14 protein-coding genes and 1 riboswitch are annotated in these 15691 nt (G+C 68.4%); of the genes, 10 read left to right on the top strand and 4 right to left on the bottom strand.

The window, feature by feature from the left end:
- Positions 1–116: 116 nt before the first annotated feature.
- Together ACQPWZ_RS09815 and ACQPWZ_RS09810 are read right to left on the bottom strand one after the other, a co-directional pair.
- Positions 117–1610: a hypothetical protein gene (locus ACQPWZ_RS09815; RefSeq protein ID WP_433571118.1), complete on the bottom strand. Its 1494-nt coding sequence runs from the start codon at positions 1608–1610 to the stop codon at positions 117–119.
- Between the two features lie 133 nt (positions 1611–1743).
- Positions 1744–1950: a hypothetical protein gene (locus ACQPWZ_RS09810; protein WP_313946799.1), complete on the bottom strand. Its 207-nt coding sequence runs from the start codon at positions 1948–1950 to the stop codon at positions 1744–1746.
- A gap of 128 nt (positions 1951–2078) precedes the next feature.
- Between ACQPWZ_RS09810 and ACQPWZ_RS09805 the strand changes: the two genes are divergently transcribed.
- Entirely contained in the window at positions 2079–3053 is a 975-nt protein-coding gene (locus ACQPWZ_RS09805) for a carbohydrate kinase family protein (RefSeq protein ID WP_340472657.1), read from the top strand.
- Between the two features lie 187 nt (positions 3054–3240).
- On the opposite strand, the gene ACQPWZ_RS09800 is transcribed toward ACQPWZ_RS09805, so the two are convergent.
- On the bottom strand, positions 3241–4602 hold the full coding sequence (locus ACQPWZ_RS09800; protein WP_433571117.1) for a cysteine desulfurase/sulfurtransferase TusA family protein: 1362 nt from the start codon (positions 4600–4602) through the stop codon (positions 3241–3243).
- Positions 4603–4851: 249 nt separating this feature from the next.
- Here ACQPWZ_RS09800 and ctaC point away from each other — a divergent pair, with 249 nt between their 5' ends.
- From ctaC to ACQPWZ_RS09780, 4 genes are all read left to right on the top strand, one after another.
- A complete protein-coding gene (gene ctaC / locus ACQPWZ_RS09795) occupies positions 4852–5844 on the top strand; it encodes an aa3-type cytochrome oxidase subunit II (protein WP_383246078.1) in 993 nt (330 codons plus the stop codon).
- Positions 5841–7580, top strand: a complete 1740-nt coding sequence (gene ctaD, locus ACQPWZ_RS09790; RefSeq protein WP_356699119.1) for an aa3-type cytochrome oxidase subunit I — start codon at positions 5841–5843, stop codon at positions 7578–7580. Before ctaC ends, ctaD begins: the two co-directional genes overlap by 4 nt.
- Entirely contained in the window at positions 7577–7975 is a 399-nt protein-coding gene (locus ACQPWZ_RS09785; RefSeq protein WP_313946803.1) for a cytochrome c oxidase subunit 4, read from the top strand. The genes ctaD and ACQPWZ_RS09785 overlap by 4 nt, the downstream gene beginning before the upstream one ends.
- Positions 7976–8094: 119 nt before the next feature.
- Entirely contained in the window at positions 8095–9357 is a 1263-nt protein-coding gene (locus ACQPWZ_RS09780; protein WP_383243294.1) for a L,D-transpeptidase, read from the top strand.
- 19 nt (positions 9358–9376) lie between these two features.
- On the opposite strand, the gene ACQPWZ_RS09775 is transcribed toward ACQPWZ_RS09780, so the two are convergent.
- On the bottom strand, positions 9377–9778 hold the full coding sequence (locus ACQPWZ_RS09775) for a hypothetical protein (protein ID WP_313946805.1): 402 nt from the start codon (positions 9776–9778) through the stop codon (positions 9377–9379).
- Between the two features lie 178 nt (positions 9779–9956).
- Between ACQPWZ_RS09775 and ctaE the strand changes: the two genes are divergently transcribed.
- From ctaE to trpD, 5 genes are all read left to right on the top strand, one after another.
- A complete protein-coding gene (ctaE, locus tag ACQPWZ_RS09770) occupies positions 9957–10577 on the top strand; it encodes an aa3-type cytochrome oxidase subunit III (protein ID WP_313946806.1) in 621 nt (206 codons plus the stop codon).
- Between the two features lie 78 nt (positions 10578–10655).
- Complete coding sequence (gene qcrC / locus ACQPWZ_RS09765; protein ID WP_313946807.1) at positions 10656–11465, top strand: cytochrome bc1 complex diheme cytochrome c subunit; 810 nt, start codon at positions 10656–10658, stop codon at positions 11463–11465.
- Positions 11462–12535 (top strand): cytochrome bc1 complex Rieske iron-sulfur subunit, encoded by a 1074-nt coding sequence (gene qcrA / locus ACQPWZ_RS09760; protein ID WP_327684685.1) that lies wholly within the window; start codon positions 11462–11464, stop codon positions 12533–12535. Before qcrC ends, qcrA begins: the two co-directional genes overlap by 4 nt.
- Entirely contained in the window at positions 12532–14157 is a 1626-nt protein-coding gene (gene qcrB, locus ACQPWZ_RS09755; protein WP_340472653.1) for a cytochrome bc1 complex cytochrome b subunit, read from the top strand. The genes qcrA and qcrB overlap by 4 nt, the downstream gene beginning before the upstream one ends.
- Positions 14158–14316: 159 nt before the next feature.
- Entirely contained in the window at positions 14317–15387 is a 1071-nt protein-coding gene (trpD, locus tag ACQPWZ_RS09750) for an anthranilate phosphoribosyltransferase (RefSeq protein WP_433571116.1), read from the top strand.
- 105 nt (positions 15388–15492) lie between these two features.
- Positions 15493–15610: riboswitch (SAM riboswitch) on the top strand.
- Positions 15611–15691: the final 81 nt, after the last annotated feature.

Here is a 15691-nt window from a genome sequence, read left to right as displayed (position 1 = left end):
GAGCCCGGCCCCCTGAGCCATGCGAAAGGCGGCGACCCACCCGGGTCGCCGCCTTCGTCATGCCCGCCCTGCCACGCTCACCGCGTCCGCGATGACGCGTGTCCGCGCCGGGGTGCTCACCGCCCCTGGAGCGGCACCGCCTTGCCCGTGTCCGCGTCCAGGACCTTCCGGTCGCCGAGCGCCTTGTCCAGCGTGACCTTCTCCGTCAGCTCCTTGGCGATCGCGATGCAGACCCGGTCCGAGTTCGGCTTGGACTCGGTGATCCGCACCGTGACCTCGCCGCCCTTCTCGGTCGCCGTCGCCGCGTAGTCGCTGCACACCCCGCCCCAGAAGGTGACCGTCAGTGTCCGCCCGTCCACGGCGTACGACTGGACCCGGCGCTCGGACTGCGGAGCCGGTGTCTTCGGCGGCGCGGTCGGCTCGATGTCCTGCTGCGGCGGCTTGGCCGACGACGGCGGTGCGGCCGGCTTCAGATACTTCGGTGCCACCGCCGGCTGAGCGATCGTGAACGTCCTTGTGCCGCCGGCCGGCTCGACCGCGAACAGCCACGACGGGACCAGCGCCTGCTGCCCGTCCACGTACTGCGCGGCCAGTCCGAACACCGCCTTGCCGATCGCCAGTTGCTGCGGCGTGGCAGGCTTCGCGCTCTTCGGCTCGCAGGGGGCCGCCGGCTTCTGCTCACCCTCCACCGGTGCCGGTGTCGCGCAACCGCCGATACCGACCGTGCCGTCGCCGCGGGCGTCCTTGTTCAGCTGCTTGAGGGCGTCGTCGGCGGAGAGCACCGGGTACGAGGCGCTCTTCGCGGGCTTCTTCAACTGCCCGCCACCGCCCACGACCTGGCCGTCCGCACCGATCTGCACGCCCGTCGTCCAGCCGTAGGTGGGCAGTCCGCCGACCTTCGGATCGGCGTTCACCACGCGGACCGCACCCATCAACTGGCGTGCGTCCAGGGCGGCATCGCTCTGACCGAGCGCTGCGAGTACGGGCCCGGCGGCCTTCTTCGCGGCCGCCTCGCTCACCGGCTTGCCGGCGGGGGTGGTCCGTCCGGTGTCGGCGTCGCCGCCGGACGGACAGGCCTTGCCCTTCAGGCAGTTGTCGCCGCGCGGCGCGGTGCCGAAGGCGGAGAAGGTCCAGGTGCCCGGCGCCTGCTTGTTGACCTCCAGCATCCGGCCGGAGCCGTCCTTGTCCGCGCCGATCTTCCAGGCGGGGCCGACGAGCCGGGGTGTGCCCGGGATGCCGAGTGCCTTCGCCAGGCGGGTCACCTCGTCCGCGGTGACCGCGCCCCGCGCCCGGTGCACGGCGGCCTCGTCCGGGCCGTCCGGGAGCTTGCCCTCGGCCCGGTAGACGGTGCCGCCGGTCGGGTCGGGCTCACCGGGGGCGATCCCGGGGCCGGAGTCCCGGGGGGTGTCCAGCGAGAGCAACGGCGGTTTCGCGTCATTGCCGGACGCACCGCTTCTGGCGTCCGCACCGTCGTCGCCGCTGCCGAAGCCGGCCGTCGCGAAGTACGCACTGCCGCCACCCGCGATCAGTACCGCCGCCGCCACCGAGGCGACGGCCAGCGGGGAACGCCGGCGGCGTGAGCTGTCGTGAGTGTTCTCCGTGCTGCTCACCGCATCGCTCCTTGTCGTGTGTCCCCGGGATACGGGGGCACCGATGAGACGGAGCGGGGGCGCGCACGGTTCCCCGGAGCGCCCGGAGTTGACTCATTCGCCCTCGACGGGCCGTGCGGTGAGTGCTCCGGACTCAGTCGCCGTATTCAGACATGGCGTCCAGGAGCCGTGCCGAGGAGGCGGGTACGACGACACCATGGATACGGGACGGCGACACCGGAGCGGCCGCCTTGGCGGCCGGCACCACCCAGTGCGGAGCCATCCGTGCGCAGTCACCGCGCAGCTGGGCCAGGGAGATCTCGGACTCGAGCGGCGCGGGGGAGGCGATGGACTTTGTCATATCCGCACCGTACGCATCGGGAGGTCCGCGAAAAAAGCCCTACTATCGGGTAGTTTCTGCCCTTCAGCCCCGGCCTGACAACCGGTAGCGTGAAGCGTCATCCGCCCCCGCCCCTGGAGCGCATCGCCGTGCGAATCGCAGTCACCGGTTCCATCGCCACCGATCACCTCATGACCTTCCCCGGCCGTTTCGCGGACCAACTCGTCGCGGACCAGCTGCACACGGTCTCCCTCTCCTTCCTGGTCGACAACCTCGATGTCCGCAGGGGCGGTGTCGGCGCGAACATCTGCTTCGGCATGGGCCAGCTGGGCACCAGGCCGATCCTGGTCGGAGCGGCCGGATCGGACTTCGACGAGTACCGCGCCTGGCTCGACCGCCACGGCGTGGACACCGGGTCCGTCAGGATCTCCGAGGTCCTGCACACCGCACGCTTCGTCTGCACCACCGACGCCGACCACAACCAGATCGGCTCCTTCTACACCGGCGCCATGAGCGAGGCCCGCCAGATCGAGCTGAAGTCGGTCGCGGACCGGGTCGGCGGCCTGGACCTGGTCCTGATCGGCGCGGACGACCCGGAGGCCATGCTCCGGCACACCGAGGAGTGCCGCTCGCGGCAGATCCCCTTCGCGGCCGACTTCTCGCAGCAGATCGCCCGGATGAACGGTGACGAGATCCGGATACTGCTCGACGGCGCCACCTACCTCTTCTCCAACGAGTACGAGAAGGGACTCATCGAGTCCAAGACCGGCTGGACCGACGAGGAGATCCTCGGCCGCGTCGGCCATCGGGTCACCACCCTCGGCGCGAACGGCGTGCGCATCGAGCGCGTCGGCCACGAGCCGATCGAGGTCGGCTGTGCCGAGGAGGAGGCCAAGGTCGACCCGACGGGCGTGGGCGACGCCTTCCGCGCGGGCTTCCTCTCGGGCCTGACCTGGGGCGTGGGCCTGGAGCGTGCGGCGCAGGTCGGCTGCATGCTCGCGACGCTGGTGATCGAGACGCTGGGCACGCAGGAGTACACGCTGCGGCGGGCGCACTTCATGGACCGCTTCACCAAGGCGTACGGCCACGAGGCGGCCGCCGAGGTCCGCGGCCACCTGGGCTGAACCATCCGCTGGTACGTCAGTACGTCGAGCTCCCCCCGGACGACCGTCCGGGGGGAGCGTCGGTTTCCTGACCGCCCGCCCTGACCGCCCGCCCTGTCGGCCCAGCTCGGAAGTCCCGCCCGGCCGGAGCCGCACCGGGTCGGCCTGCCCCCGGCGCCGCGCCCGGCCGCCCCCGTGCCACCGTCGGCTACACCAGCCGCCGCACCACGTACGCCGTCCCGCGCTCCGCCGGCTCCTCGCCCACGTACTCCTGGTCCCGCATCACGCACCACGCCGGGATGTCCAGCCGCGCCGCCTCGTCGTCCGACAGCACCGTCACCGTGCCGCCCAGCGGTACGTCGCCGATCACCTTCGCCAGCTCGATCACCGGGATCGGGCACCGCTTCCCGAGCGCGTCCACCACGAGGGACGCCCCCTGCCCGGTGCTCGCCGTGGCGGTCGGCGCGCCGAGCCGTTCCCGTACCGCGGACACCACCGTCGGCAGCACCTCCAGAAAACGGTCCACGTCCTCCCCGGTCGTGCCGAGCGGCAGCGAGACCCGCACATTGCCCTCGCTCAGCACCCCCATCGCCCGCAGCACATGGCTCGGCGTCAGGGTGCTCGATGTGCACGAGGACCCCGAGGACACCGAGAAGCCCTCCCGGTCCAGTTCGTGCAGCAGAGTCTCCCCATCGACATAGAGACAGGAGAAGGTGACGAGATGGGGCAGCCGGTGCACCGGATCGCCCACCACCTCGACATCCGGGACCAGTTCCGGCACCCGGGCGCGGATACGGTCCACCAGGGCCCGCAGCCGTACCGCCTCCGCCGCCGCCTCGGCCCGGACCGCCCGCAGCGAGGCGGCCGCGGCGACGATCGCGGGGAGGTTCTCGAACCCCGCGGACCGGCCCGACTCCCTCTCGTCGGCGGGCTCCTGGGGAGCGAACCGGACGCCCTTGCGCACGACGAGCAGCCCGGCCCCCGCGGGACCGCCCCACTTGTGCGCGCTGGCGGCGAGCAGCGACCAGTCCCCGCCGACCGGACCCCACGCGAGCGACTGGGCGGCGTCCACCAGCAGGGGCACCCCGGCGGCCCGGCACACCTCGGCGACCCGGTCCACCGGCTGTTCCGTGCCCACCTCGTGGTTGGCGGACTGCAGACAGGCCAGCGCGGTGTCCTCGCGCAGCGCCGCCGCGTACGCCGCGGGGTCCACCCGGCCCGCCCGGTCCACCGGCACCTCGGTCGCGGTGTCGCCGGCCGCGTGCAGGACGGAGGAGTGCTCCACCGACGAGACCACCACATGCCGTCCGACACGCCGACGGCCCGCGAGCGCCCCGGAAACTCCGAGGTGAACCGCGCGCGTCCCCGAAGGAGTGAACACGAGCTCGTCCGGGCGGCACCCCACGGCCTCCGCCGCGGCCTCCCGCGCCGCGTCCAGCAGCAGCCTGGCCCGTCGCCCTTCGCGGTACAGCCGCGAGGGGTCGGCCCACCCCTCGTCCAGGGAGGCCTGCAGGGCCTGGCGGGCAACCGGGTGCAGGGGAGCGGAGGACGCGGCATCGAAGTAGGGCACGTCGCCACGCTAACCCCAGGGCCCGGAAGGAGCGTCAGATGCCCGCCGGAGGCAGGCATTCCGGACGCTTTCCATCCCTTCGGGGTGTCGGACGGCGCGTTGGGCACCCTCCCCGCGCGACCCCAAATAGCGTCCAGTAGGGTTTGGTCCGCATAAACATCCAAACCCCTGCCCGCGTCAGGGCCGGCGACCGACCAGCGAGACGGCCGCGGCATGCCGCGCGGGCCGAGACTCTCGGGAAGGCGCTACGTGAGTCCCAACGGCTCCGACCTCCCCCACGCCCTGGGGGGCGCGGGCGGTACCCCCATGTCGCGGCGCCCGATGCGGCGGAAGCTGACGCAGCTGCTGACTGCGGGCCTGATCCTGGCGACCGCCACCGGTTGCACCTACAAGGACTTCCCCCGCCTTGGTATGCCCACCCCGGTCACCGAGGAGGCGCCGCGGATCCTGTCCCTCTGGCAGGGCTCGTGGGCGGCAGCGCTCGCCACGGGCGTCCTGGTGTGGGGCCTGATCGTGTGGAGTGTCATCTTCCACCGGCGCAGCCGCACCAAGGTGGAGGTTCCTCCGCAGACCCGGTACAACATGCCCATCGAGGCCCTGTACACGGTCGTTCCGCTCATCATCGTCTCGGTGCTCTTCTACTTCACCGCGCGTGACGAGTCCAAGCTTCTCTCCCTGGCCGACAAGCCGGCCCACACGGTCAACGTGGTCGGGTACCAGTGGAGCTGGGGCTTCAACTACATCGAGAACGTCCCGGGCTCCGAAGGCGACGCGAAGACGTCCAAGGACCTGCAGGCCATTCCCGACAGGTTCCGCGACGACTTCCCGGCCAACGCCGGCGGTGTCTACGACGCCGGTATCCCCGGCACGCGGAACCCGCAGAACGGCAACCCGGGTCCGACCCTGTGGCTGCCCATGGGTGAGAAGGTCCGGTTCGTCCTGACCTCTCGTGACGTGATCCACTCCTTCTGGGTGGTTCCCTTCCTGATGAAGCAGGACGTCATCCCCGGCCACACCAACTCCTTCGAGGTGACTCCGAACCGGGAGGGCACCTTCATGGGCAAGTGCGCCGAGCTCTGCGGCGTCGACCACTCCCGGATGCTCTTCAACGTCAAGGTGGTCTCTCCGGAGCGCTACCAGCAGCACCTGAAGGAGCTGGCGGAGAAGGGGCAGACCGGCTACATCCCGTCGGGCATTGAGCAGACGGACCCGGCCAGGAATGCGGAGAAGAACCAACTGTGAGCATCCTCAACGAACCCCAGGGTGCCGCCGCAGCAGCTGACGACTCGTACGAGAACGAGCTGCCGGTACGGCGCAAGCAGCCCGGCAATGTGGTGGTGACGTGGCTGACCACCACCGACCACAAGACCATCGGCACGCTCTACCTGGTCACGTCGTTCGTCTTCTTCTGCATCGGCGGAGTGATGGCGCTCTTCATGCGCGCCGAGCTGGCCCGGCCGGGCACGCAGATCATGTCGAACGAGCAGTTCAACCAGGCGTTCACGATGCACGGCACGATCATGCTGCTGATGTTCGCGACGCCGCTGTTCGCCGGCTTCGCGAACTGGATCATGCCGCTGCAGATCGGCGCGCCCGACGTGGCGTTCCCGCGGCTGAACATGTTCGCGTACTGGCTGTACCTCTTCGGCTCGATCATCGCCGTCGCGGGCTTCATCACGCCGAACGGTGCGGCCGACTTCGGCTGGTTCGCCTACTCCCCGCTGTCGGACGCCGTCCGCTCACCGGGTATCGGCGCCGACATGTGGATCATGGGTCTGGCCTTCTCCGGCTTCGGCACGATCCTCGGCTCGGTCAACTTCATCACCACGATCATCTGCATGCGCGCACCCGGCATGACGATGTTCCGGATGCCGATCTTCACCTGGAACGTGCTGCTGACCGGTGTGCTGGTCCTGCTCGCCTTCCCGGTTCTCGCCGCCGCGCTCTTCGCGCTGGAGGCGGACCGCAAGTTCGGCGCCCATGTCTTCGACGCGGCCAACGGCGGAGCACTGCTGTGGCAACATCTCTTCTGGTTCTTCGGCCATCCAGAGGTGTACATCATCGCCTTGCCGTTCTTCGGGATCGTCTCCGAAGTGATCCCGGTCTTCAGCCGCAAGCCGATGTTCGGTTACATCGGTCTGATCGGTGCGACGATCGCGATCGCCGGTCTGTCGGTGACGGTCTGGGCGCACCACATGTACGTGACAGGCGGGGTACTCCTACCGTTCTTCTCGTTCATGACATTCCTCATCGCGGTGCCCACCGGTGTGAAGTTCTTCAACTGGATCGGCACGATGTGGAAGGGCTCACTGTCCTTCGAGACACCGATGCTGTGGACGATCGGCTTCCTGGTCACCTTCACCTTCGGTGGTCTGACCGGCGTCATCCTGGCCTCGCCGCCGATGGACTTCCACGTCTCCGACTCGTACTTCGTCGTCGCGCACTTCCACTACGTCGTCTTCGGCACCGTGGTCTTCGCGATGTTCGCCGGCTTCCACTTCTGGTGGCCGAAGTTCACGGGCAAGATGCTGGACGAGCGGCTCGGCAAGATGACCTTCTGGACGCTGTTCATCGGCTTCCACGGCACGTTCCTGGTGCAGCACTGGCTGGGCGCCGAGGGCATGCCGCGGCGGTACGCGGACTACCTCGCCGCGGACGGCTTCACCGCGCTGAACACCATCTCCACGATCAGCTCGTTCGTCCTGGGCCTCTCGGTCCTGCCGTTCTTCTACAACGTGTGGAAGACCGCGAAGTACGGCAAGAAGATCGAGGTCGACGACCCGTGGGGCTACGGCCGTTCACTCGAATGGGCCACGTCCTGCCCGCCGCCCCGGCACAACTTCATCACCCTGCCGCGGATCCGTTCCGAATCCCCGGCCTTCGACCTCCACCACCCGGAGGTCGCGGCTCTCGAGACCCTCGAGAACGCCGGCCAGAAGGACACCAAGATGTTCGGCGGCAAGGAGGTCGGGAAGTGAAGATCCAGGGCAAGATGTTCCTGTGGCTGAGCTTCTTCATCCTCGCCGTCGCCATCCTGTACGGCGTGTGGTCGAAGGATCCGGCCGGTACGACCGCGCTCTTCCTGGCCTTCGGCCTGAGCATCATGATCGGCTTCTACCTGGCCTTCACGGCCCGGCGGGTCGACGCGATGGCGCAGGACAACAAGGAGGCCGACGTCGCGGACGAGGCCGGCGAGGTGGGGTTCTTCTCCCCGCACAGCTGGCAGCCGCTCTCGCTGGCCGTCGGTGGCGCTCTCGCCTTCCTCGCCGTCGCGATGGGCTGGTGGCTGCTGTACTTCTCGGCGCCGCTGATCCTCGTCGGACTCTTCGGCTGGGTGTTCGAGTACTACCGCGGTGAGAGCCAGAACCAGTAACACCGCGTCAGCAACGCACGGGCGGACCCGGATCCCCTTCACTCGCGAGGGGGACCCGGGTCCGCCCATTTGCAGCCTCTCGGCGCGCCGCTACCGACTGATCTTCATAACGTGTGCTTATGAGTCAGACGCCTCGGTTTCGCACCATTCTGAGCTGCACCTTGCTGGTCGTGTCCCTCGGGGCGGTAGCGACCGCGTGCGGCGAACCCGACACCCATCCGCTCTCCGCCACACCGTTCGACGCGGCGGAGCAGATATCCTTCAACACGCCCCACTCCAGTGGGAAGAAGGTCGACCCCGACAAGCCCCTCGAAGTCACCACCAAGGGTGACAGCGGCCGCATCACCGATGTGACCGTCATCGACGGCTCCGGGCACTTCCTCGCCGGCGAACTCTCCGCGGACGGCAGCCGCTGGCGCTCCACCGCCCCGCTCTCGGCCGGTGCGAAGTACACCGTCAAGGTCTCCACGGAGGACTCCGACGGCTCGCCCGGCAGCCGCACCCTCACCTTCGAGACCGCTCCGGCCAAGCGCCTCCTGACGGTCGCGTTCGGCCCGAAGGCGGGCACGTACGGTGTCGGGCAGCCCATCACGGCCGACCTCAGCCTGCCCGTCAAGGACAAGGCCGCCCGGCAAGTCGTCGAACGTGCGCTCAAGGTCGACTCCCAGCCCTCGGTGGAGGGCGCCTGGCACTGGGTCGACGACAAGAAGCTGCACTTCCGCCCGAAGGAGTTCTGGCCCTCCGGAGCGACCGTGAGCGCCTCCAGCAACCTCCAGGGCGTCAAGGTCTCCAACAAGCTCTACGGAGGCTCCTCGAAGGGCCTGAAGCTCACCATCGGCGACCGGATCGAGGCCATCACCGACGCGGCCTCGCACCAGATGACGGTCCTGCGCAACGGAGAAGTGATCAACACCATTCCGGTGACCACCGGCAAGCCCGGCTTCTCCACCCGCAACGGCATCAAGGTCGTGCTCGCCAAGGAGTACTTCGTCCGGATGCGCGGCACCAGCATCGGCATCGCCGAGGGCAGTTCGGAGTCGTACGACCTGCCGGTGTACTACGCCACGCGCGTCACCTGGAGCGGTGAGTACGTGCACGCCGCCCCGTGGTCCGTCGGCTCACAGGGCGCCGCGAACGTCAGCCACGGCTGCACCGGCATGTCGACCAGCAACGCCCAGTGGTTCTTCAATACCGTCCGCGAGGGCGACGTGGTGAAGGTCGTCAACAGTGCCGGAAACGAGATGGACCCGTTCGGCAACGGTTTCGGCGACTGGAACCTGGACTGGGACAAGTGGCGCACGGGCAGCGCCCTGGTGGCCGGCGGCGGCACCGGTGCCGTCACGAACCCCGTCGACACGGCACGGCTGCGTCCCCAGGTCTGACCGGCACGCGGCAGGCTCGTCAGGCCTCCACGGCCAGCCTGCCGCGCAGCAGGGCCGCCAGTGCGTCCGCGAACTCCACCGGGTCCACCGGAAGGGTCACGGCGGCCTCGGCGCGGCTCCAGGTGGCCAGCCAGGCATCCTGCGGGCGGCCGATCAGCAGCAGCACGGGCGGGCAGTCGAAGATCTCGTCCTTGATCTGCCGGCACACGCCCATACCGCCCGCGGGAACCGTCTCGCCGTCCAGCACACAGACATCGACGCCGCCCTGGTCCAGCTGCTTCAGCACGGCGGGCAGCGTGGCGCACTCGATGAACTCGACCGGCGGAACGTCGGTCGCGGGCCTGCGCCCGGTCGCCAGCCGCACCTGCTCGCGGGTGTTGGCGTCGTCGCTGTAGACCAGCACGGTGGCGGTCGGCTGCATTCTTCCTCCGATTCGACGGCGGCTCGGCTCAGGAACCGATGGGCCGGATGCTACTCGGTCACACACCCGGTCAACAGCCGTTCGGACACCGCTTCGATGGGCCGTTCGGGCTGGACGGGAGCCACTGACACACCGAACGGCACCCCCCGGAGTGAGGCCGGGATAAGCGACCGACATAATGTCGGTCGTGGCGACAGCAACGACAGTAGAAACCGGGCACGCGCACCCGTCGGTCAATCGACCGAACCTCACCAGCGTCGGAACCATCATCTGGCTGAGTTCCGAGCTGATGTTCTTCGCGGCCCTCTTCGCGATGTACTTCACCCTGCGATCGGTGACGGGGGCCGAGTTCTGGTCGGAGAAGGCTTCGACCCTGAACTTCCCGTTCTCGGCGACCAACACCACGATCCTGGTGCTCTCCTCCCTCACCTGCCAGCTCGGCGTCTTTGCCGCCGAGCGCGGTGACGTGAAGAAGCTCCGCTCCTGGTTCGTGATCACGTTCGTGATGGGTGCGATCTTCATCGGCGGCCAGGTGTTCGAGTACACCGAGCTGGTCAAGCACGAGGGCCTCTCGCTCTCGTCGGACCCGTACGGCTCGGTGTTCTACCTGACCACCGGCTTCCACGGTCTGCACGTGACGGGCGGACTCATTGCCTTCCTGCTGGTTCTCGGCAGAACGTACGCAGCCAGGAGGTTCACCCACGAGCAGGCAACCGCCGCCATCGTCGTGTCCTACTACTGGCACTTCGTCGATGTCGTCTGGATCGGCCTCTTCGCCACGATCTACATGATCAAGTAAACGGCGCAGGCACTCGCTGCCTGAAGCAGACACAGTCCAGAAGCATCGACGCAGAAGATCCTGACACCGGGGTAATCCGTGAAAAAGCTCTCCGCACGACGACGCCATCCGCTGGCGGCGGTCGTCGTCCTACTCCTCGCGCTGGCGGCAACTGGGGGGCTGTACGCCGCGTTCGCACCCGCGGACAAGGCGCAGGCCGATGAAACCGCCCAGTCCCTCGCCATCGAGGAGGGCAAGAAGCTCTACACCGTCGGCTGCGCCAGCTGCCACGGTACCGGCGGTCAGGGCACCTCTGACGGCCCGAGCCTGGTCGGCGTGGGCTCCGCAGCCGTCGACTTCCAGGTCGGCACCGGCCGTATGCCGGCCCAGCAGCCGGGCGCCCAGGTGCCGAAGAAGAAGGTCATCTACTCGCAGGCCGAGATCGACCAGCTGGCGGCGTACATCGCCTCGCTCGGCGCCGGTCCGATCACGCCGACCGAGAAGCAGTACAACCCCGCGGGTGCCGACATCGCCAAGGGTGGCGACCTGTTCCGCACCAACTGCGCCCAGTGCCACAACTTCACGGGTGAGGGCGGTGCGCTGACCAACGGCAAGTACGCCCCGAGCCTGGAAGGCGTGAGCCCGAAGCACATCTACGAGGCCATGCAGACCGGCCCGCAGAACATGCCCTCCTTCCCCGACACGACGATGCCGGAGCAGGAGAAGCGGGACATCATCGCTTACATCAAGAATGTGAACGGCGAGGAGTCCGAGAGCCCCGGCGGCCTCAACCTGGGTGGGCTCGGCCCCGTCAGTGAGGGACTGTTCGGCTGGATCTTCGGTCTGGGTGCGCTGATCGCAGTCGCCATCTGGGTCGCGGCCCACACCGCTAAGGCCAAGAAGTCATGAGTAGCCAAGAGAATCCAGAAGAGAACCTGCCCGCAGAGCAGGCTGCCGCGCACGGCGCGGGACACGAGGGCACCACCGTCGTCAAGCACGACGCGGACCCGTTCGCCGACCCGGGACTGCCGGCCCACAAGCCGCGTATCCAGGACATCGACGAAAGGGCAGCCAAGCGCTCCGAGCGCACGGTCGCCTTCCTGTTCCTGCTGTCGATGCTGGCAACGGTCGCGTTCATCGCGTCGTTCGTCATCTTCCCGGTCACCGAGATCGTCTACATCTGGCCGCTCGGCCACATCAGCGCGCTCAACTTCGCGCTGGGTATGACGCTCGGCGTCGCCCTCTTCTGCATCGGCGCGGGCGCGGTCCACTGGGCCCGCACCCTGATGTCGGACGTGGAGATGGTCGACGAGCGGCACCCCGTCGCCGCACCGCCCGAGGTCCGTGCCAAGGTCATGGCCGACTTCGCGGCGGGCGCCAAGGAGTCCGCGATCGGCCGGCGCAAGCTCATCCGCAACACGATGTTCGGTGCGCTGACGCTGCTGCCGCTCTCCGGTGTGGTGCTGCTGCGCGACCTCGGTCCGCTGCCCGAGAAGAAGCTGCGCTCGACGCTGTGGGCCAAGGGCAAGCAGCTCATCAACATGAACACCAATGAGCCGCTGCGTCCCGAGGACGTCGCCGTCGGTTCGCTGACCTTCGCCATGCCCGAGGGCCTGGAGGAGGACAGCCACGATTTCCAGAAGGAGATCGCGAAGGCGGCCCTGATGATCGTCCGTATCCAGCCGGAGGACATCAAGGACAAGCGCGAGCTCGAGTGGTCGCACGAGGGCATCGTGGCCTTCTCGAAGATCTGCACGCACGTCGGCTGCCCGATCAGCCTCTACGAGCAGCAGACCCACCACGTGCTCTGCCCGTGCCACCAGTCCACCTTCGACCTCGCCGACGGCGCCCGCGTCATCTTCGGTCCCGCCGGTCACGCCCTTCCGCAGCTGCGGATCGGTGTGAACGCCGAGGGCCACCTCGAGGCGCTCGGCGACTTCGACGAGCCTGTCGGTCCTGCCTTCTGGGAGCGCGGATGAGTACCAAGACAGAGTCCAAGCGCAAGGCACCGGCCGGCGAGAAGGTTGCCGACTGGGCGGACGGCCGGCTGGGGATCTACTCCCTGGCCAAGGCCAACATGCGCAAGATCTTCCCGGACCACTGGTCCTTCATGCTCGGTGAGATCTGCCTCTACAGCTTCATCATCATCATCCTCACGGGTGTGTATCTGACGCTGTTCTTCCACCCGTCGATGAACGAGGTGGAGTACCACGGCAGCTACATCCCGATGCAGGGTGTGCGGATGTCGGAGGCGTACGCCTCGACGCTGGACATCAGCTTCGACGTCCGCGGCGGTCTGCTGATCCGGCAGATCCACCACTGGGCCGCGCTGGTGTTCCTCGCCGGCATGCTGGTGCACATGATGCGCGTCTTCTTCACGGGCGCGTTCCGCAAGCCGCGCGAAGTCAACTGGATGTTCGGCTTCCTGCTGTTCGTCCTCGGCATGTTCACCGGCTTCACCGGTTACTCGCTGCCGGACGACCTGTTGTCGGGCACCGGTGTGCGGTTCATGCAGGGAGCGGTCCTGTCCGTGCCGGTCGTCGGCACGTACCTGTCGATGTTCCTGTTCGGCGGGGAGTTCCCCGGCGGCGACTTCGTGGCCAGGTTCTACTCGGTCCACATCCTGCTGCTGCCGGGCATCATGCTCGGTCTGCTGGTGGGCCACCTGATCCTGGTCTTCTACCACAAGCACACGCAGTTCGCGGGCCCCGGCCGGACGAACAAGAACGTCGTGGGCATGCCGCTGCTGCCGGTCTACATGGCCAAGGCCGGAGGCTTCTTCTTCCTGGTCTTCGGTGTCATCTCGGTGATGGCCGCGGTCGCCTCGATCAACCCGATCTGGGCGCTCGGTCCCTACCGGCCGGACCAGGTCTCCACCGGCGCACAGCCCGACTGGTACATGGGCTTCTCCGAGGGTCTGATCCGTGTGATGCCAGGCTGGGAGATCAACGCCTGGGGCCACACGCTCGCCCTGGGTGTGTTCATCCCGCTGGTGATCTTCCCGCTGGTGCTGGTCGCGATCGCCGTCTACCCGTTCATCGAGTCCTGGGTCACCGGGGACAAGCGCGAGCACCACATCCTGGACCGCCCGCGCAACGCCCCGACCCGAACGGCTTTCGGTGTGGCGTGGCTGACCGTCTACTTCGTGCTGCTGATCGGTGGCGGCAACGACCTCTGGGCGACCCACTTCCATCTGTCGATCAACTCGATCACCTGGTTCGTCCGGATCTTCTTCTTCGCCGGACCGGTCATCGCCTTCATCGTCACGAAGCGGATCTGTCTGGGTCTTCAGCGTCGCGACCGGGACAAGGTGCTGCACGGACGCGAGTCCGGCATCATCAAGCGCCTGCCGCACGGTGAGTTCGTCGAGGTCCACGAGCCGCTCAGCCAGAGCGACCTGCACGCGCTCACCGCGCACGAGCAGTACAAGCCCGAGGAGCTCGGCCCGGAGACGGACGAGAACGGGGTCCGCCGCAAGGTCACCCCGGCCCAGAGGATGCGGGTCAAGCTCAGCAAGTCGTACTACGGCGAGGAAAGCCAGATCCCCAAGCCGACGCCCGAGGAGTTCAGGGAGATCAGCAGCGGCCACGGCCACCACTGACCGCCTGAAGCGAGCGCATTGCCGCCACAGCGCCAAAGGCACCTCCCGGCAGTAGCAGGTGAAGGGCCCCGTCCAATCGTCGGACGGGGCCCTTCGCCGTCTCCGGGGCTGGATAGGGTGGACGCATCCCCTTATCGGCTGTGGACCCAGGAGTGGACCATGAACGTTGTGACCCCGGTCGGCGGCGACAGCGTGGCGGCTCACTCCTGGCCGAGTGTGCTGAACGCGCTGCTCGACAACCGTGACCAGAGCGCCGACGCCACCGCCTGGGCGATGGACCGCATCCTCAGCGGCGAGGCGACGAACGCCCAGATCGCCGGGTTCGCGGTCGCGCTGCGGGCGAAGGGCGAGACGGTCGAGGAGATCTCCGGCCTCGTGCGCACCATGTACGCGCACGCGAACCTGATCCAGGTGCCCGGCCGCAGCGTCGACATCGTCGGCACGGGCGGCGACGGGGCCAAGACGGTGAACATCTCCACGATGTCGGCCATCGTCGTGGCCGGCACCGGAGCCAAGGTCGTCAAGCACGGAAACCGCGCGGCCTCGTCCGCGAGCGGCGCTTCCGACGTCCTGGAGAAGCTCGGCGTCAACCTCCAGCTCACCCCGCAGCGGGTGGCCGAGGTCGCGGAGGAGGCGGGCATCACCTTCTGCTTCGCGGTGAAGTTCCACCCCGCCCTGCGGCATGTGGCCGCGGCACGCAAGGAACTGGGCATCCGCACCACGTTCAACTTCCTCGGCCCGCTGACCAATCCGGCGCAGGTCAGGGCGCAGGCCACCGGTGTCGCGGACGCGCGGATGGCGCCCATCATGGCCGGGGTGCTCGCCGACCGCGGCTCGTCGGCACTGGTCTTCCGCGGCGACGACGGCCTGGACGAACTGACGACGACCGCCACCTCACGGGTGTGGGTCGTACGCGACGGTGCGGTGCGTGAGGAGGCGTTCGACCCGCGGGACATCGGCATCGACCTGGTGCCGGTGGAGGCGCTGCGCGGCGCCGACGCCTCGTACAACGCCGATGTGGCCAGACGCCTCCTCGGCGGGGAGACCGGGGCGGTGCGGGACGCCGTCCTGCTGAACTCGGCGGCCGCCCTGGTGGCGCTGGATCCGACGGACGGCACGCTGAACGAACAGCTGGCGGCAGGGGTCGCGCAGGCCGCCCAGGCCATCGACTCGGGGGCGGCGAACGACGCGCTCCAGCGCTGGGTGGCCGCCACCAACGATCAGGGCTGATCCGGCGGGGCCGGCAGTACCGATCGATGCGTCACGCGAGGGCGCGGTCCGGATGGTGGACCGCGCCCTTGCGGTGTCCGCGACGTGTGGCAGGATGCTCTCCAAGGTCATGAGTGACAGCGATTACGGCCCCGGCCCGCTGTCCGGCAACCCTCCGTCCGTGGCGGGGTGCCCCGGGTGAAGACCAGGCCGCAGGCAGCGAGGTCTGTGGCAAGCGCGGACCCCTGCACACCCTGGGGTCCTGGTCCTCAAGGGAGCAGTCTCGTGAGCAAGCGAATGCGATAGGGCGTACAGCCCCTTCTTC

Origin of the sequence: Streptomyces sp. CA-251247, assembly GCF_050952975.1 — a bacterium.
In the GTDB taxonomy this organism is placed as follows: Bacteria; Actinomycetota; Actinomycetes; order Streptomycetales; family Streptomycetaceae; genus Streptomyces; species Streptomyces achmelvichensis.
This window is presented reverse-complemented; position numbering and strand designations above follow the sequence as displayed.

Coding starts and splice junctions, on each gene's coding strand:
- qcrB (WP_340472653.1), top strand. CDS start 12,532: ATGAGTACCAAGACAGAGTCCAAGCGCAAGGCACCGGCCGGCGAGAAG.
- ACQPWZ_RS09780 (WP_383243294.1), top strand. CDS start 8,095: ATGAGTCAGACGCCTCGGTTTCGCACCATTCTGAGCTGCACCTTGCTG.
- ACQPWZ_RS09775 (WP_313946805.1), bottom strand. CDS start 9,778: ATGCAGCCGACCGCCACCGTGCTGGTCTACAGCGACGACGCCAACACC.
- ctaE (WP_313946806.1), top strand. CDS start 9,957: ATGTCGGTCGTGGCGACAGCAACGACAGTAGAAACCGGGCACGCGCAC.
- ACQPWZ_RS09810 (WP_313946799.1), bottom strand. CDS start 1,950: ATGACAAAGTCCATCGCCTCCCCCGCGCCGCTCGAGTCCGAGATCTCC.
- qcrA (WP_327684685.1), top strand. CDS start 11,462: ATGAGTAGCCAAGAGAATCCAGAAGAGAACCTGCCCGCAGAGCAGGCT.
- trpD (WP_433571116.1), top strand. CDS start 14,317: ATGAACGTTGTGACCCCGGTCGGCGGCGACAGCGTGGCGGCTCACTCC.